At 37.4% G+C, this 25,142-nt stretch carries 22 protein-coding genes; 10 read left to right on the top strand and 12 right to left on the bottom strand.

The features are described 5' to 3' along the window. Positions 1 to 29: 29 nt before the first annotated feature. On the bottom strand, positions 30 to 2,375 hold the full coding sequence (locus BTO11_RS09930) for a S9 family peptidase (RefSeq protein ID WP_105052459.1): 2,346 nt from the start codon (positions 2,373 to 2,375) through the stop codon (positions 30 to 32). A 369-nt stretch (positions 2,376 to 2,744) separates the two neighbouring features. Next, positions 2,745 to 3,386 carry a TetR/AcrR family transcriptional regulator gene (locus BTO11_RS09925; protein WP_105052458.1) on the bottom strand — a complete coding sequence of 214 codons (642 nt, stop codon included), beginning with the start codon at positions 3,384 to 3,386 and terminating at the stop codon, positions 2,745 to 2,747. Positions 3,387 to 3,572: 186 nt separating this feature from the next. Between BTO11_RS09925 and BTO11_RS09920 the strand changes: the two genes are divergently transcribed. The 4 genes from BTO11_RS09920 to BTO11_RS09905 all read left to right on the top strand — a co-directional run bounded on the left by BTO11_RS09920 (position 3,573) and on the right by BTO11_RS09905 (position 8,826). Next, the gene (locus tag BTO11_RS09920; RefSeq protein ID WP_105052457.1) at positions 3,573 to 4,766 is read left to right on the top strand and encodes an efflux RND transporter periplasmic adaptor subunit; all 1,194 of its coding nucleotides are present in this window, start codon (positions 3,573 to 3,575) and stop codon (positions 4,764 to 4,766) included. 12 nt (positions 4,767 to 4,778) lie between these two features. After that, positions 4,779 to 7,946, top strand: a complete 3,168-nt coding sequence (locus tag BTO11_RS09915) for an efflux RND transporter permease subunit (protein WP_105052456.1) — start codon at positions 4,779 to 4,781, stop codon at positions 7,944 to 7,946. 134 nt (positions 7,947 to 8,080) lie between these two features. Continuing rightward, positions 8,081 to 8,494, top strand: a complete 414-nt coding sequence (locus BTO11_RS09910) for a hypothetical protein (protein ID WP_105052455.1) — start codon at positions 8,081 to 8,083, stop codon at positions 8,492 to 8,494. A 116-nt stretch (positions 8,495 to 8,610) separates the two neighbouring features. Continuing rightward, on the top strand, positions 8,611 to 8,826 hold the full coding sequence (locus BTO11_RS09905; protein WP_105052454.1) for a hypothetical protein: 216 nt from the start codon (positions 8,611 to 8,613) through the stop codon (positions 8,824 to 8,826). 99 nt (positions 8,827 to 8,925) lie between these two features. Here BTO11_RS09905 and BTO11_RS09900 read toward each other — a convergent pair whose 3' ends face one another. Together BTO11_RS09900 and BTO11_RS09895 are read right to left on the bottom strand one after the other, a co-directional pair. Continuing rightward, positions 8,926 to 10,002, bottom strand: coding sequence for a GGDEF domain-containing protein (locus BTO11_RS09900; RefSeq protein WP_105052453.1), 1,077 nt, complete (start codon positions 10,000 to 10,002; stop codon positions 8,926 to 8,928). Positions 10,003 to 10,318: 316 nt separating this feature from the next. Beyond that, complete coding sequence (locus tag BTO11_RS09895) at positions 10,319 to 10,795, bottom strand: hypothetical protein (protein WP_105052452.1); 477 nt, start codon at positions 10,793 to 10,795, stop codon at positions 10,319 to 10,321. Positions 10,796 to 11,104: 309 nt separating this feature from the next. Here BTO11_RS09895 and BTO11_RS09890 point away from each other — a divergent pair, with 309 nt between their 5' ends. Continuing rightward, the gene (locus BTO11_RS09890) at positions 11,105 to 11,863 is read left to right on the top strand and encodes a GGDEF domain-containing protein (protein WP_105052451.1); all 759 of its coding nucleotides are present in this window, start codon (positions 11,105 to 11,107) and stop codon (positions 11,861 to 11,863) included. 81 nt (positions 11,864 to 11,944) lie between these two features. Here BTO11_RS09890 and BTO11_RS09885 read toward each other — a convergent pair whose 3' ends face one another. Next, entirely contained in the window at positions 11,945 to 12,580 is a 636-nt protein-coding gene (locus BTO11_RS09885; protein WP_105052450.1) for a sulfotransferase family protein, read from the bottom strand. Between the two features lie 266 nt (positions 12,581 to 12,846). On the opposite strand from BTO11_RS09885, the gene BTO11_RS09880 reads away from it, so the two are divergent. Both BTO11_RS09880 and BTO11_RS09875 read left to right on the top strand, forming a co-directional pair. After that, on the top strand, positions 12,847 to 15,348 hold the full coding sequence (locus tag BTO11_RS09880; protein ID WP_105052449.1) for a fatty acid cis/trans isomerase: 2,502 nt from the start codon (positions 12,847 to 12,849) through the stop codon (positions 15,346 to 15,348). Positions 15,349 to 15,498: 150 nt separating this feature from the next. Next, positions 15,499 to 15,714 carry a hypothetical protein gene (locus tag BTO11_RS09875; protein WP_105052448.1) on the top strand — a complete coding sequence of 72 codons (216 nt, stop codon included), beginning with the start codon at positions 15,499 to 15,501 and terminating at the stop codon, positions 15,712 to 15,714. Between the two features lie 55 nt (positions 15,715 to 15,769). Here BTO11_RS09875 and BTO11_RS09870 read toward each other — a convergent pair whose 3' ends face one another. Next, positions 15,770 to 17,317 carry a carbon-nitrogen hydrolase family protein gene (locus BTO11_RS09870; protein WP_105052447.1) on the bottom strand — a complete coding sequence of 516 codons (1,548 nt, stop codon included), beginning with the start codon at positions 17,315 to 17,317 and terminating at the stop codon, positions 15,770 to 15,772. 274 nt (positions 17,318 to 17,591) lie between these two features. Here BTO11_RS09870 and BTO11_RS09865 point away from each other — a divergent pair, with 274 nt between their 5' ends. After that, positions 17,592 to 18,398: an NPP1 family protein gene (locus BTO11_RS09865; protein ID WP_105052446.1), complete on the top strand. Its 807-nt coding sequence runs from the start codon at positions 17,592 to 17,594 to the stop codon at positions 18,396 to 18,398. Positions 18,399 to 18,549: 151 nt separating this feature from the next. Here the strand turns inward: BTO11_RS09865 and BTO11_RS09860 are convergent, their stop codons facing one another. The 3 genes from BTO11_RS09860 to BTO11_RS09850 all read right to left on the bottom strand — a co-directional run bounded on the left by BTO11_RS09860 (position 18,550) and on the right by BTO11_RS09850 (position 20,912). Next, positions 18,550 to 19,899, bottom strand: a complete 1,350-nt coding sequence (locus tag BTO11_RS09860; RefSeq protein ID WP_105052445.1) for a tetratricopeptide repeat protein — start codon at positions 19,897 to 19,899, stop codon at positions 18,550 to 18,552. Positions 19,900 to 20,054: 155 nt separating this feature from the next. Next, entirely contained in the window at positions 20,055 to 20,297 is a 243-nt protein-coding gene (locus BTO11_RS09855; RefSeq protein ID WP_483407212.1) for a DUF1294 domain-containing protein, read from the bottom strand. Between the two features lie 279 nt (positions 20,298 to 20,576). Beyond that, positions 20,577 to 20,912, bottom strand: coding sequence for a winged helix-turn-helix transcriptional regulator (locus tag BTO11_RS09850; RefSeq protein WP_105053729.1), 336 nt, complete (start codon positions 20,910 to 20,912; stop codon positions 20,577 to 20,579). A 108-nt stretch (positions 20,913 to 21,020) separates the two neighbouring features. Here BTO11_RS09850 and BTO11_RS09845 point away from each other — a divergent pair, with 108 nt between their 5' ends. After that, a complete protein-coding gene (locus tag BTO11_RS09845) occupies positions 21,021 to 21,788 on the top strand; it encodes an SDR family NAD(P)-dependent oxidoreductase (RefSeq protein ID WP_105052443.1) in 768 nt (255 codons plus the stop codon). Positions 21,789 to 22,116: 328 nt separating this feature from the next. Next, on the top strand, positions 22,117 to 23,466 hold the full coding sequence (locus BTO11_RS09840) for a DUF2254 domain-containing protein (RefSeq protein ID WP_105052442.1): 1,350 nt from the start codon (positions 22,117 to 22,119) through the stop codon (positions 23,464 to 23,466). Between the two features lie 189 nt (positions 23,467 to 23,655). On the opposite strand, the gene BTO11_RS09835 is transcribed toward BTO11_RS09840, so the two are convergent. The 3 genes from BTO11_RS09835 to BTO11_RS09825 form a co-directional block, all read right to left on the bottom strand. Then, positions 23,656 to 23,925, bottom strand: a complete 270-nt coding sequence (locus tag BTO11_RS09835) for a hypothetical protein (protein ID WP_105052441.1) — start codon at positions 23,923 to 23,925, stop codon at positions 23,656 to 23,658. Further along, a complete protein-coding gene (locus BTO11_RS09830; RefSeq protein WP_105052440.1) occupies positions 23,925 to 24,308 on the bottom strand; it encodes a hypothetical protein in 384 nt (127 codons plus the stop codon). The genes BTO11_RS09835 and BTO11_RS09830 overlap by 1 nt, the downstream gene beginning before the upstream one ends. A gap of 461 nt (positions 24,309 to 24,769) precedes the next feature. Beyond that, a complete protein-coding gene (locus BTO11_RS09825; protein ID WP_181135884.1) occupies positions 24,770 to 25,018 on the bottom strand; it encodes a hypothetical protein in 249 nt (82 codons plus the stop codon). Positions 25,019 to 25,142: the final 124 nt, after the last annotated feature.

Raw genomic sequence — 25,142 nt, 5'->3', positions numbered from 1 at the left:
CACTAAAGTAGCTATTTCATTAGCTTTATTTACAGAAGATTTTTTTCAAAGAAACCAACCATAAGTCTGGCTCTGTGTAAGCTAGTTCCTTTGCCTTCACGTAAACTATGAGAACGGTTTGGATAAGACATAAACTCAAACTGTTTATCGTATTTTACCAACTCATTTATTAATCGCTCTGATCCCTGATAATGAACATTGTCATCTCCAGTTCCGTGAATTAATAATAGTTTACCCGTTAGGTTTTTAGCAAAATGTACCGGAGAACTGTTGTCATAACTTTCAGGGTCTGTATTTGGATTGCCCGCATAACGCTCCTGGTAAATAGTATCGTATAAACGAATATCCGGAACGGGTGCAGAGGCGATACCAACATGGAATTTATCACCATGGCGGAATAACAGGTTTAGCGTTGAACTACCACCTCCTGAATGTCCCCAAACACCAACACGTTCGGTGTCAATAACCGACCAACGCTCGGCCATAGCATCAAGTGCATCGGCTTGATCTTGCACTGTCACAATACCTATTTTTTTATAAATAGATTTGCGCCAATCTCGGCCTTTTGGAGCACGAGTACCACGGTTATCAACCGAAGCTACAATAAATCCTTTTTGCGTTAACAAAGATTTATATAAGTAGTTTCCGCCTTCCCAGCGGTCTTGAACTGTAGAGCCCCAAGGTTCGCCGTAGACATAAAAAACGATCGGATATTTTTTAGATTTATCCATATTAGGTGGGAACATAATATAGCCATCTAACTTAGTGCCATCTTTAGCCGCTACATTAAAGAACTCATGAGCTGGCAATTCTACTTTAGCTAGTTTTGCTTTTAATTCTTTGTTTTCAACTAATACTTTAACCGTTGAATGATCGGCAACTTTAATTATCTGTTTTGTTGGTGGTACACCATAACTAGAATGGGTATGCACAGCCCAAGATGTATCTTGTGACATATAATAAGAGTTAGAGCCTGTTGCAGATTCAGGTGTTACACGAACAGGTTTTGCTGAACCATCTAACGTTGCTTTAAACAAATATCTTTGGCCTGGATCTTTAGGTGATGCTGTAAAGTAAAGAGCGTTGTTTTCTTCATTCATGGCTAACATATCAACAATGTCGTATTCGCCAGGTGTTAAATCAACAATTGTTTTTCCATCACGAGATACACGGTAAAGGTGACGCCATCCGTCACGTTCGCTGTGCCAAACAAAATATTCGCCATCTTCTGACCACTTAGCATCATAAAACCATTCTAAAAAGGCATCGTCCTTATCTTCTAAAATCGTGTCTAATTTGTTGCTTTCCCAGTCAAACAACCACAAGGCATTATGATTTTGTGGACGGTTCACATCTTGAATTAATAAACTTTTACCATTACCAGCCCAGCTAATTCGAGGAATATAACGGTCACGATTATCACCACCTAATTCAGCCCAACGCGTTTTTTTATCCGCAAGTTTTACCACACCAACTTTAACGGCTGAGTTTTGCTCACCCGCTTTAGGATATGGAAATTCGGTTAACTCAGGATAAAGCGATTTAGTGTTGTTGATCATGGTGAAATATTTAACACCCGATGTGTCTAGTTGCCAGTAAGCAATATTTTTACTGTCTGGGCTCCAACGGAAACCATCACGAATTGAGAATTCTTCTTCATAAACCCAGTCAAAATTGCCATTAACCGTATTTTCATCACCATCGGTTGTTAATGCAGTAACGGTTTGTTTTCCTACCATTTCTGTATAGATATTATTGTCTTGTACATAAGCAATACGTTTGCTGTCAGGTGAAAACTTAGCAAACATTAAATTAGAGGCTTTAGGCGTTTTTCCACCAAGTTGATACAAGGCTGATGTTTCTAAATTCAACACCCAAAAATCACCACGACTGCGCGAACGCCATACTTTTTCGCTATTGGTAAATACCATTAACCATTTACCATCTTTAGACCATTGATAGTCTTCGATAGAAAGAGGCTCTTTTTCACCCGTTGGAATTAGCTTTTCAAATTCAACAAGTACTTCTCTTCCTGTTGCATCAGGGCCGTAAAACACAATATCGCTACCGCTAATACCCTGCGGCTCATCTGAGCTTTGAGTCTCAGCTTCACTACCTACTTTCTCGGCTTCATCTGCAGCAATTTCTCGTTCTTCTAAAACCGTATAGCCAGAGCCATCCTTTAACCATCTGAAGTAAGAACTAGGTTCGCTACTGAATGTGTGATCTTTATAAATATCTTCAAGAGTAATTTGTTCTGTCCCCTGTGTTGAGTTTTGAGGATCTGAATTACCACACGCTTGTATTAATACACCCGCTGCAATAATAGAGAACACTTTAAATACTGGCGCTCTAAATACATTTAGACTTTTCATCTATAGTTCCTATTATAAGTACCTATTTATTAGGTGCTTATTTAATTCTTCTAATTATTAAATCGGGCTAAAGATATACCATTGGTTATTAAAACTAAAGAGGACAAAGGCTAAGATGCTATGAACACACATAAAATAAGGAGCGATAGCGTAAATATTGAATGACATTAGGAAATTTGTAGAGGAATACTAAAAAGAAGGCAGGTTCACTTCAGCGTTATAATTTAGGCGTTAACATCAAGCTTATTTATAAAAGCTTATTTATAAAAGCTTATTAACCAAAGCTAGCTAAGTGGGATGTGGCAATAATGGTTGATTGTAGTAGTTGGAGATTATGCTTGTTAATAACATAAAACTAACAACAAAAGCTTAGTCAGTCTGGGTCGAAAATTGAGTTAAACCGATTGAAAATACTTGGCAGACTTGTTCAATTACAACCTCAAGCTCTTCATCTGATAAAGAAGGTTTCCATTTTATAACCGGTTCCCAATAAGTCAGTTGTTTAAGACTTCCGTAAAACATGGTAGATGCGGTTTTTGCTGACAAACTGCCTAAAACGCCAGCCGCTTCTGCGGTTTTAAACCAATCCGTCATGCCTTTCTCGCAAGATTGGAATTTTGAATCAACTCTGTCTGCTGCTTCTTTAGAACGCATTGACTCTATGATCACAATGCGAGACAAAGTAACATAATCTTCGCATTTAGTGCGTTTAACCGCTTCATGCGCTAGATACTTAAGTTGTTCAAGAATAGGAACATCTGCTTGATATTGGTAATTATTCAAGCCATGAATAGTGCTTAACAATAAGTCGACAACATCATCAAACAAATCACATTTGCTTGCGTAATTCTTATATAAGGTACGTTTTGACACCTGACCGCTTTTTGCAATTTGTTCCATGGTTGTGCCCATAACGCCACATTTAGCAAACTCAACAATAGCAGCATTAAGTATGTCACTTTGTTTAGCATTACATTGCTCTAGACTATGTTTAGAGTTATAGGGTTTCATAAAAGGTTATGCCTACACATTAATTAACAAAAATTGCTTTAGAACTTATATAACAATCAATTTATTATTTTATTCTAAGTAAAGTAAACGACATCGTGTACTCGATGTTTTTTTTAGTATACACTATCGTTTACTTTTGCTTAACCCTTATTTTTATTTTACTTATTAAGTGAGTTTGGAATCAATATGCGAATTAACAACAATTCAGTTTTAACGCAGCTAAAATTAGCTGTTTTAGGAGCCTTTTCAGTATTTCTTGTAGCTTGTGGTGAAGCACCAGCAAGTGGTCAAGGAGGCATGCGTCCAGCCAGTGTTAGTGTTATCTCTGCTAGTACGCAAGATGTAGCATTTGATATTGAATTACCAGCCACTCTTTCTGGTTCAAAAGAAGTTGAAGTTAGAGCTCGTGTTGGCGGTATCTTAACGTCACGTAACTTTGATGAAGGTCAAGCCGTTACTAAAGGTCAGTCTTTATTCACTATCGATATTAAGCCTTACCAATTAGCAGTAGCACACGCTGAAGCCTTGCTAGACAGTGCAGAAGCTACCTTATCTAAAGCCAAAAAAGACGTTACTCGTCTATCTCAGCTTAAAAACAACAAATCTATTTCACAAAGTGATTTTGACAGCGCACAAGCTTCTGTTGAAGTGGCAGCGGCAAATGTAAGTAAAGCAAAGATAGAATTAAAACAAGCCAAACTAAACCTAGACTATGCTCAAGTAAAATCACCAGTAAATGGTGTTATGGGTAGAGAGTTTGTATCGGAAGGGACTTATGTAACAGGTCCTGCATTATTACTAAGCCAGATCACTCAATTGGATCCAGTTAGAGTTCGTTTTGGTTTGTCTGAACGTGAGCAACTAGCTATGCGTACTGACCAAGCAGCAGGCAACTTAACTTTACCAAAAGATGGTCACTGGGATGCAAGCATAAAATTACAAGATGGTTCAATTTATCCTCACACAGGTTCAGTTAACTTCAGCGATATCCGTATCAATCAATATACAGGTACAAGTGAACTTCAAGCAAGTATTCCAAACCCTGAATTTAAATTACGCCCGGGTCAATTTGTACGAGTAACACTTTCTGGCGCTGTACGTAAAAATGCATTCTTAGTTCCACAACGTGCCGTTTTAGATAGTGGCTCTGGTAAATTTGTTTACCTAGCAACGCCAAATGCTAAAGGCATGACAGTTGCGCTTCCTGCACCAGTACAAGTTGGGGAGTGGATTAAACAAGAAGTTGACGGTGAAGTTCAAAATTATTGGGTAATTCGTTCAGGCCTTAAGTTAGATGACCAAGTGATCATTGATGGCATGGCTCGTATTTTCTTCCCAGGAATGCCTGTAGCCGTAGCTAATAATAGCCAAGCTGAATAATAAGGATAACGTATGTTTTCTAAGTTTTTTATTGATAGACCAATCTTTGCATTTGTCATATCTATTATAATTGTACTAGCTGGCTTAGCTGCTATGCGTAGCTTGCCAATTTCACAATACCCTGAAATTTCACCGCCTGTAGTACAAGTAACGGCGGTTTATCCTGGCGCATCTGCTGATGTCTTATCAGAAACCGTAGCGGCACCGATTGAAAATGCCATTACTGGTGTAGAAGACATGATGTATATGTCTTCTACCTCTTCAAGTGCAGGCGCAGTGACTATTTCTGTTACCTTTGAAATAGGGACTGATATCGACCAAGCAACGGTTAATGTTAGTAACCGTGTTAAACAAGTTGAAGCTCGCCTACCTGAACAAACAGTACGCCAAGGTGTACAAGTACAAAAAGCATCTTCTAGTTTCTTACAAATCCATGCGTTTTATTCGTCGGATGGAAGTAGATCTAGCTTATGGACATCAAACTACGTTACGTTAAATATCCTAGATAAAGTCAAACGCATTAAAGGTACTACTGGAATTACAGTATTTGGTGCAAAAGATTACGCTATGCGTATTTGGCTTAGACCTGATGTAATGAGTCAATTAAAAGTGACTGTACCTGAAGTAGCAGCAGCGGTTGGCAGTCAGAACTCTCAATATGCAGCTGGTAAAATAGGTGCGACTCCAACGTTAAGTTCTCCTCAAGAATTAGTTTATAGTGTTACAGCTCAAGGTCGTTTAACAGACGTAAGTGAGTTTGAAGATATTATTATTCGTTCAAATCCAGATGGTAGTTCATTACGCTTAAAAGATATTGCACGTGTTGAGTTAGGTGCTAAAGACTATAACTTCAAAGGCACATTTAATGGCCATGAAGCCGTTTTATTAGGTGTATTTTTAGCGCCAGGTGCAAATGCGATTGAAGTGGCTAAAAATGTAACTAGCTTAATTGAAGAAGCTAAAGAAAGCTTCCCTATGGGGCTTGAACATACCACATCATTCGACACGACCAAGTTTGTTGAAGTATCAATAAAAGAAGTACTAAAAACATTAGCTGAAGCAATGTTGTTAGTATTCTTAGTTGTTTATTTATTCTTACAAAACTGGCGTGCTACCTTAATTCCTATTTTAGCGGTTCCAGTATCTTTACTTGGTACCTTTGCTGGTATGTATATGCTTGGGTATTCAATCAATACATTAACCTTGTTTGGTATGGTGTTATCGATTGGTATTGTGGTGGACGATGCGATTGTTGTACTAGAAAACGTTGAACGCATCATGCACGAAGAAGGCTTAAGTGCACGTGAAGCCTCTATTAAAGCAATGAAAGAAGTAAGCGGACCGGTTGTCGCAATAGTATTAGTGCTATGTTCAGTTTTTGTTCCTATTGCTTTCTTAGGTGGCTTAACCGGCGAATTATTCCGCCAGTTTGCTATTACCATTTCAATTGCCGTAACTTTATCGGGTGTTGTAGCACTTACAATGACACCGGCCCTTTGTGTACTGATATTAAAACAAGAGCATAAACAAACCGCTCCATTCTTCCTTTGGTTTAACCGAACGTTTACCGCGATCACAGGCAAATATGTTGGTGGTGTAAGTTTCTTTATTCGCCGTGGTTTATTAGCTCTAACTTTAGTTGTTGGCATGGTGGCAATCACTGGCTTAATGTGGAAAAGTACGCCAGGTTCATTAGTACCTGAAGAAGACCAAGGTTTCTACATATCAGCCATATTTTTACCTGATGGTTCATCATTAGAACGTACAAAAGCCGTTGTTGATGAAGTTTCTGCCGCAATAAAATCAAACCCAGCCAACCTTAACGTTGTTGCCTTTACTGGTTTTGACTTTATCGGTGGCGGATTTAAAACAAGTGCGGCAACTATGTTTGTGATGCAAAAAGATTGGAGCGAACGTGAGCAAGACACCACCTCTTTAGTTGGTGAATTGTTTATGAAAACTGCTCATATTAAAGAAGCACTCGTGCTTGCTTTCAATCCTCCAGCAATTCGTGGTTTAGGCAGCACAGGTGGATTTGAAGTTTACTTACAAAGCAAAGGTAACGACAGTACTGAAGAGTTAAAGCAAGGTATGCAACTTCTTATGGGAGCAGCACGTCAAAGTCCTATTTTATCTGGAATTCAAACGCTTTGGCGTCCTAATGCTCCACAAATAAATGTTGATGTTGACCGTGAACAAGCTCGTGCTATGGGTATTGAGATTGGTGATGCCTTTACAGCATTAGCGGGGAACTTAGGTACTTACTATGTAAACGACTTTAATAAGTTTGGTCGCGCTTGGCAGGTAATTATGTCTGCAGAGGCCGAGTTTAGAAATTCACCTGAAGATATAGGTCGAATTTACGTGAAAAGTAATTCTGGTGAAATGGTGCCTATCTCAGCGTTTTCAGATATTGAATTTAGCCGTGGGCCTGAAAGCCAAGATAGATACAATAACCTACCAGCGGTTAAGTTAATTGGTAGTGCAGCTCCAGGTTATAGTTCTGGTCAAGCCATTGCTGAATTAGAACGTATTGCGAAAGAAGTACTACCGCCGAACTTAACATATGAATGGACAAGTGCTGCTTTCCAGGAGAAACAAAGTTCAGGTACAACAGGCATCGCATTAGGTTTAGCCGTTATTATGGTGTTCCTAATATTAGCTGCCTTGTATGAGCGTTGGTCGTTACCAATTTCTGTATTGTTAGCATTGCCATTTGGTACTTTTGGAGCACTTATTTCGGTTTGGATTGCAGGCTTAACAAATGATGTTTACTTCCAAATTGGTCTAGTTACGTTATTGGGGCTTGCCAGTAAGAATGCCATACTAATTGTTGAATATGCCTTGATGAAGTATCAGGAAGGTTGGAGTGCTAGTACTGCAGCGCTGGAAGCTGCACGCTTACGTTTTAGACCAATCATAATGACTTCACTTGCCTTTATTCTTGGTGTTGTGCCTCTTGTACTAAGTTCTGGTGCGGGTGCGGGTGCTCGTCATAGTGTTGGTACTGGTGTTATGGGTGGCATGATGGCCGCGACATTCTTAGCAATATTCTTTGTTCCATTGTTCTTCTTCTGGTTAACTGAACGTAAAATGACAGAAAAACGTTCAAAAGCAGAACTTGCTGAAGACATTGCAGAGAATCACAAAAAAGAACATGTAAAAGTAGAAGAGGCTTAGTTTAAAACTAACACCTTTTCATAAATATTTTATCTAGGGAACCCAAGTGGTTCCCTTTTTTTATGCTGATTTTTTATTGGTATATCCTTTGCAGCCTCAAGGTAACGACGGGATTAAATGATGTTGTTTTTTTAATGCCCTCCCAAGATAATGTAGCTGCATTAACTGAGCACCTTTCGCAAAAAATGCCTGAGTTTTTAACAGATAACAATATCCCAGAACCACCCAGTACCATTCAATACGATAACCAAGGACAAATTCAACTTCCTGCAGATTATCCTTATGCAACACAGTTCAAACGAGCCTTAGAAGAAACACCTACTCTAGCGCGTGAGTTACAAACGGTTAATGCCCTAGCTTCTCACGTCAATGAAATGAAAAAGTTAATCCCTTTTAATGAAGAGTTTTCTCAAGCCCAAAGTCTAGCTGAGCAAAATCTTATTGTTAAAAAGTACCAGCATTTATTAAATGACAATAGAGAAAATGACACTATGATCCTGAATTTTGATAGTGAAGGAAAATTATCTATCACTAGTGATGCTGTGTAACGGTATACATATTTATTTACAATTGTCTTAATTAACAAACTAAATTTGTTAAAGCAAAATATGAATAATTTGTTAAGCTGTTTTTAATTAACCGATTATTTAAAAGGACACTAGCGATGAAAGATGATTTAAAAGGGTTATGTTTATTTTTAGGAATGTTGAGCTTAGGTTATCTTGCTTTATTAATGGCCGTTGCTATTTTTACTGGTGCTAAGTTATACAAAGGAACCTTTTTAATTGGCTTAGTTGCGGCTGGTTTAATTACCTTTGGCTTAAATAGCCGGGTTAAAACTCGTTTAGTCGATATCACTAAATCATTAGTCGCCCGTTAAATATTTGATATTTAAGTTAGTGTAGAGCTGAATAAAAAATGGGAGTCCTAATGGCTCCCATTTTTATGTTTTTAATCTGTTCTAAACGTCCCATATTAGCTAAGTGCGTTTTTCTCGGTAACGTACAAAGCAATTCTTGCCGTGCGCTTTTGCTTGGTAAAGGGCTTTATCTGCTTTTTCCACTATCAACTCTTTCTCAGAGTCACTATTAACCACTTCAAAATAATAGCCAACTGAACAAGTAACATGGTCTTGTTCGTTACTGTCATTGTGAGGTATTTTTTGCGACTGCCATTGCTCTATGATCCTTTGCGCTAATTTCTCACATTCTTGTTCGGTATTGTTCGATGTCACGACCACAAACTCTTCACCGCCGTAACGGGCGACAATATCTGTGGTACGTCTAAAAATTTGGCTCAACATATCAGCTTGTAACTTAATTACTTTATCGCCTTGGACATGCCCGTAGCCGTCGTTATATTTTTTAAATGAATCCAAATCAATAATAAACACACAAACACTATTTCCAACACGCTTGTTTAATTCAAGTTGCTCAGAGAATCTAATTTCATAAGTACCACGATTAAAAATATTGGTCAGTTGATCGATTTGGCTTAAACCTGTGAGTTTGAAATTAACCATTCTGAGTTTTTTCAACCCGCTGTCTATTTGATAAAGCCCTAACAAACCAACAACCATTGAGGATGCAACAAAGCACAAATTAATGAAATTAGATGCACCATACACAGGGTAAGAAAATGTTAAAAATGTATAACCAGCTAATGCGATGCCGCATAGTATTAATGCAGAAATAAAGTTTATCCTAAAAACGAATATCGCAAACAAACTGTAAATAATGGTGCCCTCATAAGGGAACGCAAAACCATCTAACTTCCAACACTGAATAATTAACCAATAGTTACTATAAATAAGCGCTAGCATGACACTACAAACCGTTAATTGGTGAAACTTTGGATAAGACGGCATAAATGTAAGGAGGAAGAAAATAATGCAAACGGGAAGTTGCACAAACAAACGTGATGTAAAATACACATCTTCTAATGATGCTGGAAGTACAGAAAGATCGGCAATAATAAAACTGCTTAATATAGCCGTACCTACAAAACTTAGTAGCCTAATAAGTTTGGCATCTACTTTTCTAAAGTCAGTATGCATCTAGGTATTTACCTTATCTATCTCAAAACTAGTAAGAGAGGCAATAGATCTTAATTGCAGTCTATTCATGGAATTTAACCTAGGTTTAATCTGTAATGAGCCAATAAATGAAAATAAAGTATACCCCGAGAATAATATTTTTTCTCTTATTGATGCTTTAATACCCATTCATAATATCAGTATGACTGATAATAACCCTTTTTATGTAATAGATTAAGACCGGACAAAATGTCGATTCAGTTCATTGACGATCAAAAGACCAAATACAAAAGCCCAAAGAATATTTGGCCTTTGGTATTATTTAATTTCCTCTGCATCAGTTTAACTGTGCAAGTTTCAACATAATATTAAGTGCTTCTTTTAAGTCCTCTAACTCTTGTCCTGAAGGAACGGCTTTTTTTGCACAGTTATTGATTGCAACCGCATGATCGCTAAATAAACGATTTTGCGGATAACGAGCATCCAATTGTGTCACCAAAGATTCTTTGTAACTATCCACTTGTCTTTGATAATCATCCGCTTTGGACTTATCACCACCTGTCGCTTGCAATAAACCAGGCGATACTATTTCACGTTGAATATATTGGTTATAACCACCAAGCCCTTCTCTTACTTTAGTTACATCGTCGTCATCATATTTAGAGGAAGCCGATTCAAGTTTCTTATCAAGAAAATCTATCAAGCCCTGACAACCTTGCATCTCGTTTATTAATCCTGCGGCGGTTGATGGTTGAGAAGTAACGGCTAGTAACGTTAGAGCGATGGTTAAACTGAGTACGATTACTTTTTTCATTTTATAGTCCTTTATTTATATTTTGATTTTGATTTTGATTTTGATTTTGATTTTGATTTTGATTTTGATTTTGATTTTGATTTTGATTTTGATTTTGAAAAAACAGTCTCACTACACTCTAGTTATAATCAGCAATAACGCCAATTATCCTAACCTATTTAACTACGCTAAAAATCATCACAGCATGGGGTTTCACAAAGCCCTTTTTGATCAATCATATATAGCTAAACAATAATAATTTTCAATAACATTTACCCTCGTTGATTTTTATAATAATATCCGCCTACATAAGAGCAGTAGTAGTTATCAATGCCTCATAAAAAATATATACATCAACCCACCGTAATTAACGACCTTGCTATTTTAATTGGCGTAAATCTTATTTTTTTAATCATGTTTATCCAATTTGATATTTTGGAGTGGGCTTACCACTTCTCTCGTCAACATGAAGGTTTAGAATTAGATGAATGGATACCGTTAGGACTCACCGTTGCACTCAGCTTATTAGTTTTTTCATACCGACGAATTAAAGAACTTGGTGAAATGGCTCAAAAACTTGAGCAAATGTCTCTACTGGATTTATTGTCTGGGTTAGCCAATCGCCGTGCAGGACAAATAAGCTTGTTATCTTGGTGTGAACGAGCAGAACAAAGCCAACAAGCCTTTATTGTTTACCAAATCAATATCGATAAGTTCTCAAAGGTAAATGAGTTATATGGCCAGTTAATTGGTGATGAAGTTATAAAGAATGTAGGCCAACGTTTAAAAGCGAAAGTGCCAGCAGCGGCTCAATTATTTCGTTGGTTAGATGACAATTTCATTATTGTGATCCCACTAAATGAAGTTGATACCCCCAATAACTTCGCTTATAAAATACAACAAAGCATTAACAATAAAGTCATGCAGTCGACCTTATCTCTATCTTGTTCTATTGCTTATGCAGTATGGCAAAAAGGACAAACCGCCAATGATATTTTATATGAAGTTGAAGATGCCTTGATGGATATAAAACATCGTAATAAACAAAGAGTCAAATCTAACCTTAAAGACGCGTTAACGGCTCTTTAACTGCGTTAGAACATCATTCTATTTTATGGCCATGCATTTTATGACACTGCTATTTTATAACACTGCGACTTTACGTCGCGGTTATTTTATATTGCTTAGGGCATAGTCAAAATATTTTCTATGCTCTACGCCCGCTAAATTAGAATTGATTTTGTTTGGGTGTTTATACTCTCGCCAACTTGCCACGTTACGTCCTACATTTAACTTAGGAAACGTGGCATCGTCTTTAGCCGACAATCCCAAAAACTGACTCATTTTAAGCAAGCTATCTGGTTCACTCACATCAATCGATAAAAAGTCATCACGGTTTTCAAAATACCTGCGAACGTCCTTTTCATGACGCTGATAACATTCAGTTAATTCACTGTGACTCAAGGGTAAATCAACAGAGAACGTATGGTGAAAACTACGTTTTAAAATTGGATGAAACACACCGGTTTTAGGATCTAAACGCTGAGCCATTTTATCCAGTAACATAGTGATTGATGGTAACCACTTATCCAACTCTCTGGTTAAGTAGATAAACTTTGAATTAGGGAATAACTTATCTAAGTGTGGGTAATCACTAAAACAAGGCGCATCAGAAATAGCATCGGCCATTTCAAAGGTTTTTTTAGTAAAGCCAGTATGTGCCACAGACAAACCCATCTCCAACAAAGCAACGCTTATGCTAGTAGTGCCCGTTCTCGGCAGGCCAATAATAAAAATCTTAGACATCTGATACCGCTCAAATTTGAAAGGCCGACAGTATACGCATAACTCGCACACTGGTGGAGATAAATCGATAGATTTTCCATCTATATGTCAGCCAAGCAATTGAGAAACAGACGGAGCAGTTGTTTCAATTAGCTTGAGTGCGTAATATGGCATGATTATTTTCTGTAATGCACTGTCTAGCTCGTTTTATTAGCTGTAACCATAGCGATAAAACGATATTGGTTTCAAACAAGATAAATGCATAACCATTCTGGACAAGGGCATTTATGCGTTCATCTTTTAGTTTTTGGGTCAAATCCACTGTTATCGCGGTTACTATCATTTCAGGTTGCGCTACCCTAGCCAAAATAAATATAGACGAAGAGTTTGGCGTCGCGACTCCTGAGAATCGAGCTGCGACTCCTGAGAATCGAGCTGCGACTCCTGAGAATCGAACCGCGACTTCAGAGGAGCAAGCTACGACTCAAGAACATCGAGCTGAAAGTAAAACAACTGCCGTTAATAACAACTCTGCACTTACAGCTAGTTTGCAACAAGAACATGACTTTTATACCGCACACGCAAAACCGATAATCGAAAGTCGATGCGTGGTTTGTCACGCCTGTTATGACGCGCCTTGCCAATTAAAAATGTCGTCACCTGAAGGTATTGAACGTGGCGCTAACAAAGAAGCTGTGTATGAAGGTTCCCGTTTATTAGCGGCTCAGCCTAACCGCTTATTTGTCGATGCGTTTGAAGTCCAACAATGGCGAGAACGCGCTTTTTTCCCAGTCCTTAACGAACGAGTCCAAACCGCAAAAGCTAATACTCAAGCTTCGGTTATCGCTCGTATGTTAATGTTAAAAAAACAACATCCGCTGCCGGATGACAAAATTTTAGATGCGCGTTTTAATGGCAGTTTAATCGGTAATCAGCAATGCCCAACCATAGAAGAATTTGATCAATTCGCGAAAAGCGAACCATTAGCTGGTATGCCATACGGATTACCTGGTTTGAATAATCAAGAAGATAAAATATTAATGACCTGGCTTGAAAATGGCGCCAATATGCCAAAAGCACAAGCCCTTCCTAAAGCCGAACAAGATGCAGTAAACAAGCTTGAGGCATTTTTAAATGCTGACAGTTTAAATATGCAATTAAGTGCGCGCTATATATACGAGCATTTATTTTCAACTCATCTTTATTTTGAGGCCTTAACAGAACAAAGCCTGCCACCGCAGTTTTATAACTTAGTGCGTTCAGTGACACCAACAGGACAAGAGATACAAATTATCGCCGGACGACGTCCTTACGATGCGCCAAATACCGATCGTGTGTATTATCGACTGCAACCAATTACCTCCACCATAGTTAATAAAACCCATCAGCCTTATGCCATAAACAAAGACTTAATGGATAAATGGGAAAAGTGGTTTGTTACCGCTGACTACACAGTCACTAAGCTACCAAGTTATAAACCCAAAGTAGCCGCCAATCCGCTTACTGCATTTGAACAATTGCCAGTTAATTCACGTTATCGGTTTATGTTAGAACGTGCCGAAAACACAATTATGGGATACATCAAAGGCCCGGTTTGTCGTGGTCAAGTTGCCCTGAATGTTATTAACGACCGCTTCTGGGTTTATTTTGTTGACCCTGACATGGCTGACTCTCCAGACTTAAAAGCATTTTATGCCAAGCAGCAAAACAATTTAAGAATGCCAGCAGAAGAGCAAAGCACAACGCTAGCGGTTGATTGGATTGAATACGCCAACCGACAAGCTGATTACTTAAAAGCCAGAAATGCATTTTTTAATACCAGCATAAAAGACGGCAAACACCTTACTATTGACGGAATTTGGAACGGCGATAACGTTAATGAAAATGCCAGTCTTACTGTTTTCAGACACTTTGATAACGCAACCGTTGTTAAAGGCTTAATAGGCCAACAACCAAAAACGGCATGGGTTATTGATTATGTTTTATTAGAACGTATTCATTACTTACTGGTAGCTGGTTTTGATGTTTATGGTAATTACGGTCACCAATTACTAACGCGCCTTTATATGGACTTTTTAAGATTAGAGGGGGAAGCCAACTTTTTAGCTTTACTGCCACCAGAGAATCGTAAAAAAGAACTTAAGTCTTGGTACCAAAAAGCAGGTATAGAACTCAGTGACTTTATTGAATTTAGTAATGTAGAGTTTAATCAAGCCAGTGGCATTGAATATAAAAGCACTAACCCAAAACAAGAGCTATATAACTTACTGAACCAACATTTAAGTCCGGTTCAACCGAATAGATACCACTTAAAAACCAGTGAGTTAACTAGCAACAGTGTGGCGTTATTAAAGCAAATAAATTCAATTAAAGGCGAACGGGTTGCAATCTTGCCGGAGCTGACCATGATCATGGTAGAAACCAACGACGCCAATGCTCCAGAGGTATTCACCCTTGTAAGAAACAGCGCCCATTACAACGTCAACAGCTTGTTTTTTGAAGAAGATAATCGAGATATTAAAAATGACACTGTGACTTTGGTACACGGCCTTATCGGCAGTTACCCTGACTCATTTTTACATGTTAAAGAAACAGATATCGCCAGCTTAGTTGTGACATTACAGAATATGAAAACAGCAAAAGATTACGAAAAGATGTTAGATGTATTTGCAGTTCGCCGTACTAATCCTGACTTTTGGCAATTCAGTGACAAGTTACATAAAAGTTTTATGCAACACGAACCAATTCGCGGTGGTTGGTTGGACTTTAATAGACTTGAAAGTAGATGATATAAGCCGCTAAAATCGCTGCTGAACTACACATAAATAATACACATAAATAATACGCATATTATCTATGTGTATTATTGTACTAATTAAATAAACTAAATTAACAAAATTAACAAAATTAAGCTAAAAATAGGGCTAACAAAAATTCTTATGAAAACAGAAGTGAGTTATGGTTTTCCATCGGCACAAATTGCTAATCGTTTTTTACACGAGTTAAAAAACTGGCACGTTGCACAAGTAGAAACACGTTTATTTAAAGGTGATGACAGCGTAAAAGTGTCTTATGAATATGACCAACGTGGCTTTGACAATACCCTTTCAGAACTAGACAGCTTAGCTGAGCAGTATGGCGGTAAGGAAGTTTAAGCAGTAATAAGTTTACTGCTTAAACGTATTTTCACGCTATCGGTTATTTATCCAATCAGTCGCCCAACCAGGTTATTTTGTACAAGTCGCGGCGACGGTCTAAATAGTTTTTCACAGACCCTTCATTTTTTAATTGTTCTAACTTAGTTAAGTCAAGATCGACAATTAACGTCATTTCAGTATTTGGTGTGGTTTCCGCCATAATCGCATCATGTGGAAATGAGAAATCCGACGGTGAAAACACGGCTGATTGCGCGTATTGAATATCCGCCCCATCCACTTTAGGTAAATTACCTACGCTGCCTGCGGTGATAACATAACATTCATTTTCAATCGCTCTAGCGTGGGCACAGTGACGCACTCTTAAGTATGCATTTTTGGTGTCCGTCCAAAACGGCACAAACAACATTTGCATGCCCTTCTCTGACTGTAACCTTGCCAATTCTGGGAACTCAACGTCGTAACAAATAAGAATACCAATGCGGCCAAAGTCAGTATCAAACACATTAAGGCCATTACCGCCTTTCATGATCCAAGCCCTTTTCTCGTAAGGGGTTGGATGGAGTTTATATTGCGACTCTAACGTGCCGTCGCGCCTACATAAATACGCCACATTAAACAACTCACCGTTGTCCATAACCGGCATAGAACCAGCAATTATATTAATGTTGTAACTTACCGCGAGTTTTGAAATAGCATCTAGGATTTCGCTAGAATATTCCGCCAACGCTTTAATCGAATCAAAGGAACTGTCATGTTCATCAATGCCCATTAATGGTGCATTAAAAAACTCAGGTAACAGAGCAAGATCGCATTGGTAATCTGACAAAGCATCCACAAAAAACTCAACCTGCTGAATAAGCTCATCTACTGAATTTAATGAACGCATTTGCCATTGTATGCAACCAATTCTGGCGGATGTTTTAGTGGCGCCAATTAAAGGTGATTTATGATCTTCATAATAAAGATTGGTCCATTCCAATAATGTCGCATACCCTTTTGACTCTTTATCTTCTGGTAAATACGCGGTAAGTACACGTTTAACCTCAAAGTCATTGGATAATTGGAAAGTTAAAATGGGGTCGTATATTTCACGTTTTTTAACTTGCTCTATATATTTCTGCGGTGACATCTCATGGGCGTAATCTTTATAGTTTGGAATGCGTCCACCAGCGACTATCGACTTAAGATTTAAACTCTGGCATAACTCCTTACGCGCTTCATATAAACGTCTACCAAGGCGCATGCTGCGATAATCAAGAGAGACACAAACTTCAATACCGTACAACACATCGCCAAGCGGATCGTGTGTGGTTAAATACGCATCGCCAGTTATTTGATCATATGTATGATGATCACCAAATTTGTCGTAATCGACTATTAACGAAAATGCCGCCGCAACAATTTTACCGTGATCTTCAATGCAAATTTGCCCTTCTGGGAAAACCGTCAACTGTGCCCGATATTGCTTCTCTGGCCAAGCGCCCCCCAAGTCCGGATAAACCTCATCCATCATTATTTTCAAGTCGGCGTAATCCTCTTTCACTAAATGACGTAAAGCTAACTTGTGCTCAGACTCATCGGTATAAATATTTTCACTCATAAATGCTTCTACTCATTAGTTGTTCGCCCAAAAAGTAGCTTATTCAAGCTCAGCTTAAAGGCTGACTGCGGTTACTATAATTTTAGATAAAACGATTATTAATAAATAACTCAACATATAAATTAATACTATTTTTATTCAGCCTTGGCAACCGCTTAAATAGCTAGTTTTAGTTGAATTTTTAAAACAATAACCTGACATTAATCTGCCATATTGTTTGTATATTCTTTTCATAGTTAACCACAATAATTAACATTTAATGAGGATATATTATATGAAACTCTTCAACGTCTTTCTTGTACCAGTAGTTATGCTGAGCATAATCAGCGTATCAAGTTATGCTCAGGATTTTTCCCGTCTGGATAAAGCTTTGCCAGCAAGCGGTATTATCAACTATAAAATCAATCATCCAGCCATTGATTATGATAGTGATGGATGTCTACCAAGTGCCGGTATTTCACGTACTGGTGAACAAAACGGAGGGTTAAGTGCCTCGGGTAGTATTACCGGAGGTTGTCGCTCTAGTAATTTCAATAGCTCATCAAACACATTACATCGTTATGCTTGTACTTTTAGTAACAGTGATGAATATTGCGTACATTTTTATGCCTTATACTTCGAAAAAGACCAGGCCACAATATTTGGTGGTGGTCATAGACACGACTGGGAATACGTTGCTATTTGGTCTAAAAATGATGAAACAACTCATGCAAGCTATAGCGCCCATGGTGATTTATATACCAAAGAAGCTGCTGGGCTAGAGAAAAAAGACGGCACTCGTATAAAGTTTGTTTATCATAAAGATGGACTTCTGACTCATGCTATGAGGTTTGCAACAAGTGGTGAGCAGGCAGAAAATCCATACGGTGATTTTTTTGCCCCCGTGATTATTAGTTGGTATGAAGTAACTGGTGATGGTGTTAGCAATAGCCAAATGAGAAATTTACTTAATTCATACGACTATGGCTCTGCCACTATTCCATTAAAAGACAGCCGATTTTTAACCAATATTAACCAGAACTTACCAAGTGGTTACCCAACATTTACCAATGCAGACGTTTTGGCATCACAAGCAAATTAAGTGATGGGCTATAAACAATAAGTGAAAAGTGTAAACACATTTCAGGACGAGACATAAAAACTAAAAAAGCCAACTGATAACCCAGTTGGCTTTTTCTTTTTAAACGGCGATTAACTAACAGTTAATGCCTTATTTTTTTATATGCGGTTAATTAACAAGAGATGCCAATAAGCCATTCAGATGTTGTCTTATTGTAGCTGTCTAAATCAGGCCTGCGAGTTACAGGTTCAGTACAGCCTCTTGGCTCTATATACTTAATTGAAACCTTTTCAGCATCTTCCAAGTCCAATTGCTGACCATCTTCTCTATATATTTTTATATAATAAGGATTTTCAAAGGCAACGATATAGCTATCAAGAATAAACGTAACTCCACGAACCGTAACCTCTGCATGATTCCCATCAACCAACGTTAACTTAACAGAGCTCTTTAAACCGACCAGTGCGTTAGTTGCTTTTTTGTATCCTTGCTGAGATGACTTATAAAACCAAAACACCGCTTTTTCATAACTTTTAGTGACGGCATAACCTTTAAGATAAAAGCCACCAAGGAAAAACTGGCCTAAACTACTGCCTTGCAGCGCTGATTTTTCGAACCAATATTTAGCTTTTGGCAGATTTTTATTTACACTACGTCCCAAGAAATACGTTGTGGCTAAATACACCTGAGCATCTCGGTCGCCTTGCTGTGCAGATTTCTCTAGTAACTCGTTCGCATATTTGTAATTAACCTTAACCCCTTTACCAGACTCATACATAATGCCCAGTCTATATTGGGCTTGGGGATTACCTTGCTCGGCAGATTTTTCAAATAGCGGTAGCGCTTTTTTATAATCTTTTTTTACGGCCTTGCCAGTAAAGTAAATCAAGCCAAGACGATATTGTGCTAAATCGTTATTATTGTTTGCCGCTTGTTGATACCAATATATTGTTTTTTCAATGCCGCCTTCAACCAGATCTTCTTCATATAAAGTGCCTAGATTATATTGCGCTTTACTTGAGTTATTTTGCGCCGACTTTTCGTACCAAAGAGCAGATTCTTTGTAATTTTTAAGGCCACTTTGGTAAATAATAGCGAGATTAAAGCTAGCACTTTCATCACCTAAGTTTGCTGATGTTTTAAAAGATTCAATAACAGCATCAAAGTCAGAGTCTGCAACTTTGTCGTAAAAAGAGTCTGGGTCATTAAGGGTCAGAATATTGTCCTGCCCTGCCACTTTCTCAAGCCAATATATTTTTTTAAGCTCGTTAACGGCCAAAGTATTGTTCTGCTTTGCCGACTTCTCAAGCCAATCGAATGCTTTAGGCTGATCCCCTTTTTTTAAATAATGCATACCTAATGAGTACTGCCCATCAGAGCTGCCATTTTGGGCTTCTTTCTTTAATGAATTTAATGTGGGAACTGTGCCTTCAGTTGACACTTTTTCTTGTTTTATTTTATCTCCTTCACTAGCACATGAAGTTAAAAGCAGAGATAAGATAAGCGCTGTAACAAATTTCACACAATTTCCTTTTTATTTATAATTTACTATAGAGTAGATACAGCCAATTGTTATTCCAAATAGTATAAACCTGAGTGGCTAGATCACCCATTACACGCATAATGCAGAGGCTAAAACTTTATTTTCGTGTATTAATTTCACACTGTGTAGTTTTATTAACCGCAGTATTTATCGGCGAGCCAAAGTATACCACTAACATTCAGTAAAACCGTTATCCAGTACACCACTTTAAACGGTTTCTTGCGTAATTTATGACGCAGTATATTTTGTGCAAAATAAGCACCAGGCCAACCACCAGCAAGAGAAAGCAAATGTAGTGTACTTTCCTTGGTTCTCCAACGTCCTTTTTTGGCAGCCGACTTATCAATTGCATAAGTAATAAAGGTAGTACAGCTTATTACTAAGTAAATACCAATAATAATTTGAGATAATCTCCCAGTAAATACAAATCCCCCTATCCAAATAAAAAAGATAAGGATAGAAAAGGAGATAAAAATCTTAACCCAAGGACGAGATTTTTGGGGTTTGTATCTAGGTTCTGAGATGATGCTACTCCGTTTATTTTTAGGCTAGTCTTAATTACGGTTAGTGCTTAGTTATGATTAGTGCTTAGTTATGGCCTGATCTTAATTATGGTTAGTGCTTAGTAAATTTCGTTTTAATTACTTTCGCTCTAGTTAAACAACTATTTCACTTTCAAGTTCAACTAACTTATCGAGAATATTAATAAACTTTTCCCCAAACGGCGTAACTACATACTCAACCTTTGGTGGAACTTCGTTATATTCAATGCGTTTAATAATGCCAAACTCTATGTTCTTTCGTAGGCACTCATTAAGTACCTTTGTGGTTAATCCTTCAACGCTACGAACCATTTCACCCGGTCTATTTATCTTTTCAGCCAACAGCTGATAAACGGTCAACGACCACTTGCAGCGAAAAACAGCTTCGACAATGCGCTTGCTACGTTCTGGTGCTGAATTTCTTAAAAATATTTTTTCGTTATTAATCATAAAGATGTACCTGTTAGTACCTAGGTTACCGAATTGTGCGTACTTTTCGAAAACAAAATCCGCTTGTAATCTTGCCTGCACTTTACATATGACCATTAGGATTTTCAAATGAAAAACACAAAACAATCTATCGCACTAATTATTGGTGGAACAAGTGGTATGGGGCTAGAGAGCGCCAAACTTTTACTAAAACGCGGCATTAAAACCGTTATTGTTGGCCGTAATCTAGAAAAGCTAAACCAAGCAAAAAACTTACTTGCAGAATTTGGTGATGTAAGCACAATTCAAGCTGATTTATATAACGCAGACGACGTTCAAAATATTGTTGAATTTGCTAACGATAACAACCTACACATTAAGTACTTACTTAACTCTGCAGGTTACTTTAAGCCAAAACCATTTATTGAACATAACAATAATGATTACGATATTTACCACGAACTAAACCGTGCAATATTCTTTATCTCGCAAGCCGTGGCTAAAAACATGATTGCAAACAACAGTGGTGCCATAGTTAATATTGGTTCTATGTGGGCAAAACAAGCAATTAAAGCAACGCCATCTTCAGCTTACTCTATGGCAAAAGCTGGATTACATGCACTTACGCAGCATTTAGCAATGGAATTGGCCGACAATAATATTCGAGTCAATGCGATTTCACCAGCGCTGGTTAAATCTACCATTTTTGAATCCTTTATTGACCCAAGTGTTATGGATGAAACTCTTTCTACCTTTAACGGTTTCCATCCAATAGGCCGCATTGGTCAACCTGAAGATGTAGCCAAAGTAGCCAGCCTTTTATTAAGCGATGATACAAGCTGGGTAACCGGCGCAATATGGGATGTTGATGGCGGCGTAATCGCGGGCAGAAATTAGAGGACTCAGCTACGAGCTACGAGTGGCGAGTGACGAGGTTCGAGTGGCGAGTTGCGAGTTGCGAGTTGCGAATTGCGAATTACGAGTTTAACAGGCAATCAATAATGCATTGATTGCCTGTTTTTTTGAGTTTTATATAGGAATCTAGTGGGCTATCCACTTTAAAATACGAGAGGGAATCCCTGTTAACATCTTCACTAAAGATAAGTAAAAAGCAGTCAATTCTCCAACAATAATAACAACATAGGTAAAAAGCTATTATCACTATTTTAAGTCTCAAATATGCTAGAGTAACAAGTGTATTTATTTTAATGTGAATAAGGATTGTATGTTTTTACCTCGAAAAATTACCAATACCTACCGTAAAATGATCAATAGTATCGGGTTTTACCCTTCCCTGTTATCCGTTGTATTTTTAATATTCTCGGTTCTTACTATTTCCATTGAATATTTACCTGCTATACAGAATCTTAAGTCACTTATGTCGGTCGTATTGGTAAATAGCGCAGAAAATGCCCGTACCATTTTAAGTACTCTTGCTGGGAGTATAATTTCATTAACCGTATTTAGCTTTTCAATGGTGATGATAGTTTTGAACTCCGCCAGTGCAAGTTTATCACCACGAGTAGTGCCTGGGCTTATCACCCGAAAATCCCATCAAATAGTATTAGGCTTTTATTTAGGTAGTATTATTTATTCAATCATTATGCTGATCAATATTAATAAGCTGGATAGTGGTGACATTGAAATCCCAGCTCTTGGTGTATTATTTGCGTTAATTTTTGGCTTAATATGTTTGGGTTTCTTTGTATTTTTTATTCATTCAATTTCCAAAGCAATTCAAGTAGACAATGTATTAAATGGGTTGTTTAGACAAACTAACTGTGAAATAGAAGATATAGAAAAAAAGCAAAAACAGCAGCCTATTGATAGCTTTCCTGATTTTTCTCAATGGCATGGAATAAACAGTACAACTCAAGGTTATTACAAGGGCGTCCACACAGAACAACTATGTGCATTATTAGCAGAGCAAAACATTAAGTTATTTATCACGGTTAAACAGGGCTATTTTACGGTCAAAGGTTACCCATTTCTAAAGTGCGATAAAAACATAGCGGATAACAAAGAGTTAGTTAAAAAAATCTTAGCCTGCTTTATTTTTTATATAGAAGAATACATCAGCGATCATTATCGTTATGGGTTAACTCAAATATCAGAAATCGCCGTTAAAGCAATGAGTCCAGGGATAAACGATCCCGGCACAGCGGTAAAATCAATTGATATGCTAAGTATCTTATTAATGGAAAGATTAAAGATAAGAGACATTAACTACACTTATCAACATACAGATAACGAGCCGCTATTATATTTTCACGAAACTAGTTTTGATGAATTGCTGCACGATAACTTCACCCCACTGCGTAATTATGCGAAAAACGATGCTTATGTCATGACCAATATCATTGAAGCATTTAAAAACATTCTGTTTGTAGCCAACCATAATGACGATGCACGTAATAGCCTATTTAATTATTTAAACGCTATTGTGGATGATATTAATGAACACATCACCAATAAATACGATCGCCAACAAATCACAAATATGCTCAATACAATCACCCTAATTAGCGAAAAACAAGGCAAGCAGTTGGTAGAGAGGTTTGAAAAGCACACATAGGTTAGGCGAGGTTCGGGTGGCGAGCAGTGATTGAATTTAACAGGTGAGCAATAATGAATTGGTCACCTGTTTTTTGAGTTTTATAAAATACGAGTGGGTGGCCTTGTTATTTGAGCTAGTTTTATTGCGGTGTTTGCAACTAAAAATGACAAACTAAAGTGAATCGCTATTTATTCTCTTGTTAGGCTTTTAAATATCAAATAAATTACTTTCATGTTCTTTTAAATATGAAAGGTTATAAGCTTTTATAATTTTAAAATGACCTTCATCTGGTAAAGTTTCAATGTGCTCACAAAGAAGAGGGTTAATGCTTAAACCAATTTTCTTATTTATTTCAGGTGAAACCCTCGGTAAACCATGAATATTTCTATAAGTATACAAACTCATATAGTGGATACCATGTACGATATAGTGCCCATTATCTTGATATTCATTATCTTTTTTACTGTAGGTATTCATTAATTCCCCCCTAAAAACGCAGATATTTCTCTATTCACTTCGGAGCAGCCGTTGCTTTTCATTTGGCTAATAGTCCAATCTATATTGTATTTCATTGCGCTTGCGTGTTCATTTGCAATTTGTTCAGTAATATCTGCTTTAGCTTTGCCTTGTTTTTCTTCAACTACAGCCCATAACACAGAATTGATTTGCTTTGAAGATTCACGAAAATCACTGATTTCATTTCCTAAAACACTATTCGCAGCAATACAGAGACCTGACTTTTGAGGATTGGTGGCTATTTTAAAAGTTAATGGAAGCTTTTGCTCAAGTTCATTTTCATTAGCCGCTAAAGCACTAGAACAGGAAAAGGTTAAAGCTAGAATTAAGTATGTTTTTTTCATTATGAACTCCATGAATAATTAGTGCCAAGATTGACTGAAAGCCTAACGAGGCTGTAGAATTACTCCAACAGCCAAAATTGATGAAAAATCGAGTTCCTATAACAAATGCTAAGCGTTTTTATCGCACTAGGTAATGCATTTGGAACCCATAAAATCGGCCGTTTTTCTTAAAAAATAGTTATTCTACGGCCTCAACGAGGCTGTAGAATTACTCCAACAGCCCAAATTGATGAAAAAGCGAGTTCCTATAACAAATGCTAAGCGTTTTTTTCGCACTAGGTAATGCATTTGGAACCCATAAAATCGGCCATATTTCTTAAAAAAGAGTTATTCTACGGCCTCAACGCCCGCCTAATGCGCAATGTGTTGGCATGGTTTTTTGCGTTGTTTGCCAAAACCATGACAACTTAACATTGTCGGAGTTAAGGCGTTTGTTATATGCAATTTCATCACCTTAAAGCTTAATCATTTAAATATGTGACGACAATTTCAGTAGTTTGTTTTTTACAACAAACTTTACAATTACCTTCAAGGTATTGCTTTTCATCTAAAATATAAATCTTAGGCTCAATGATTCCTAGATCAGCTTCATCGCAGTAATTACACCAAGAATCATTAATAAAAAATTCTTGATCAAATTGCTCTAAATCATCGAAGTTTAGATATTGTTTCTTCATAGCTTCCATTGCATATAACAGTATATTATCCATAATTCACGATAGTAACGAATTATGAAATATAAAAAATACCAAAACAATAATAATTAAATCATTACCTGTCAAAGCTTTATAGTGAAATAGGTGGTTTTATTTTATACATTAAGTTTGTAGAAAC

Source organism: Psychrosphaera saromensis (assembly GCF_002954545.1).
Taxonomy (GTDB): Bacteria; Pseudomonadota; Gammaproteobacteria; order Enterobacterales; family Alteromonadaceae; genus Psychrosphaera; species Psychrosphaera saromensis.
This window is presented reverse-complemented; position numbering and strand designations above follow the sequence as displayed.

What these genes read in the sequence shown, in the direction of transcription:
- BTO11_RS09925 (WP_105052458.1), bottom strand. Translation starts at nt 3,386, where the DNA reads ATGAAACCCTATAACTCTAAACATAGTCTAGAGCAATGTAATGCTAAA.
- BTO11_RS09900 (WP_105052453.1), bottom strand. Translation starts at nt 10,002, where the DNA reads ATGCATACTGACTTTAGAAAAGTAGATGCCAAACTTATTAGGCTACTA.
- BTO11_RS09930 (WP_105052459.1), bottom strand. Translation starts at nt 2,375, where the DNA reads ATGAAAAGTCTAAATGTATTTAGAGCGCCAGTATTTAAAGTGTTCTCT.
- BTO11_RS09880 (WP_105052449.1), top strand. Translation starts at nt 12,847, where the DNA reads ATGCGTTCATCTTTTAGTTTTTGGGTCAAATCCACTGTTATCGCGGTT.
- BTO11_RS09870 (WP_105052447.1), bottom strand. Translation starts at nt 17,317, where the DNA reads ATGAGTGAAAATATTTATACCGATGAGTCTGAGCACAAGTTAGCTTTA.
- BTO11_RS09845 (WP_105052443.1), top strand. Translation starts at nt 21,021, where the DNA reads ATGAAAAACACAAAACAATCTATCGCACTAATTATTGGTGGAACAAGT.
- BTO11_RS09825 (WP_181135884.1), bottom strand. Translation starts at nt 25,018, where the DNA reads ATGGATAATATACTGTTATATGCAATGGAAGCTATGAAGAAACAATAT.
- BTO11_RS09830 (WP_105052440.1), bottom strand. Translation starts at nt 24,308, where the DNA reads ATGAAAAAAACATACTTAATTCTAGCTTTAACCTTTTCCTGTTCTAGT.
- BTO11_RS09850 (WP_105053729.1), bottom strand. Translation starts at nt 20,912, where the DNA reads ATGATTAATAACGAAAAAATATTTTTAAGAAATTCAGCACCAGAACGT.
- BTO11_RS09895 (WP_105052452.1), bottom strand. Translation starts at nt 10,795, where the DNA reads ATGAAAAAAGTAATCGTACTCAGTTTAACCATCGCTCTAACGTTACTA.
- BTO11_RS09840 (WP_105052442.1), top strand. Translation starts at nt 22,117, where the DNA reads ATGTTTTTACCTCGAAAAATTACCAATACCTACCGTAAAATGATCAAT.
- BTO11_RS09865 (WP_105052446.1), top strand. Translation starts at nt 17,592, where the DNA reads ATGAAACTCTTCAACGTCTTTCTTGTACCAGTAGTTATGCTGAGCATA.
- BTO11_RS09885 (WP_105052450.1), bottom strand. Translation starts at nt 12,580, where the DNA reads ATGTCTAAGATTTTTATTATTGGCCTGCCGAGAACGGGCACTACTAGC.
- BTO11_RS09875 (WP_105052448.1), top strand. Translation starts at nt 15,499, where the DNA reads ATGAAAACAGAAGTGAGTTATGGTTTTCCATCGGCACAAATTGCTAAT.
- BTO11_RS09905 (WP_105052454.1), top strand. Translation starts at nt 8,611, where the DNA reads ATGAAAGATGATTTAAAAGGGTTATGTTTATTTTTAGGAATGTTGAGC.
- BTO11_RS09920 (WP_105052457.1), top strand. Translation starts at nt 3,573, where the DNA reads ATGCGAATTAACAACAATTCAGTTTTAACGCAGCTAAAATTAGCTGTT.
- BTO11_RS09890 (WP_105052451.1), top strand. Translation starts at nt 11,105, where the DNA reads ATGCCTCATAAAAAATATATACATCAACCCACCGTAATTAACGACCTT.
- BTO11_RS09835 (WP_105052441.1), bottom strand. Translation starts at nt 23,925, where the DNA reads ATGAATACCTACAGTAAAAAAGATAATGAATATCAAGATAATGGGCAC.
- BTO11_RS09915 (WP_105052456.1), top strand. Translation starts at nt 4,779, where the DNA reads ATGTTTTCTAAGTTTTTTATTGATAGACCAATCTTTGCATTTGTCATA.
- BTO11_RS09910 (WP_105052455.1), top strand. Translation starts at nt 8,081, where the DNA reads ATGCCCTCCCAAGATAATGTAGCTGCATTAACTGAGCACCTTTCGCAA.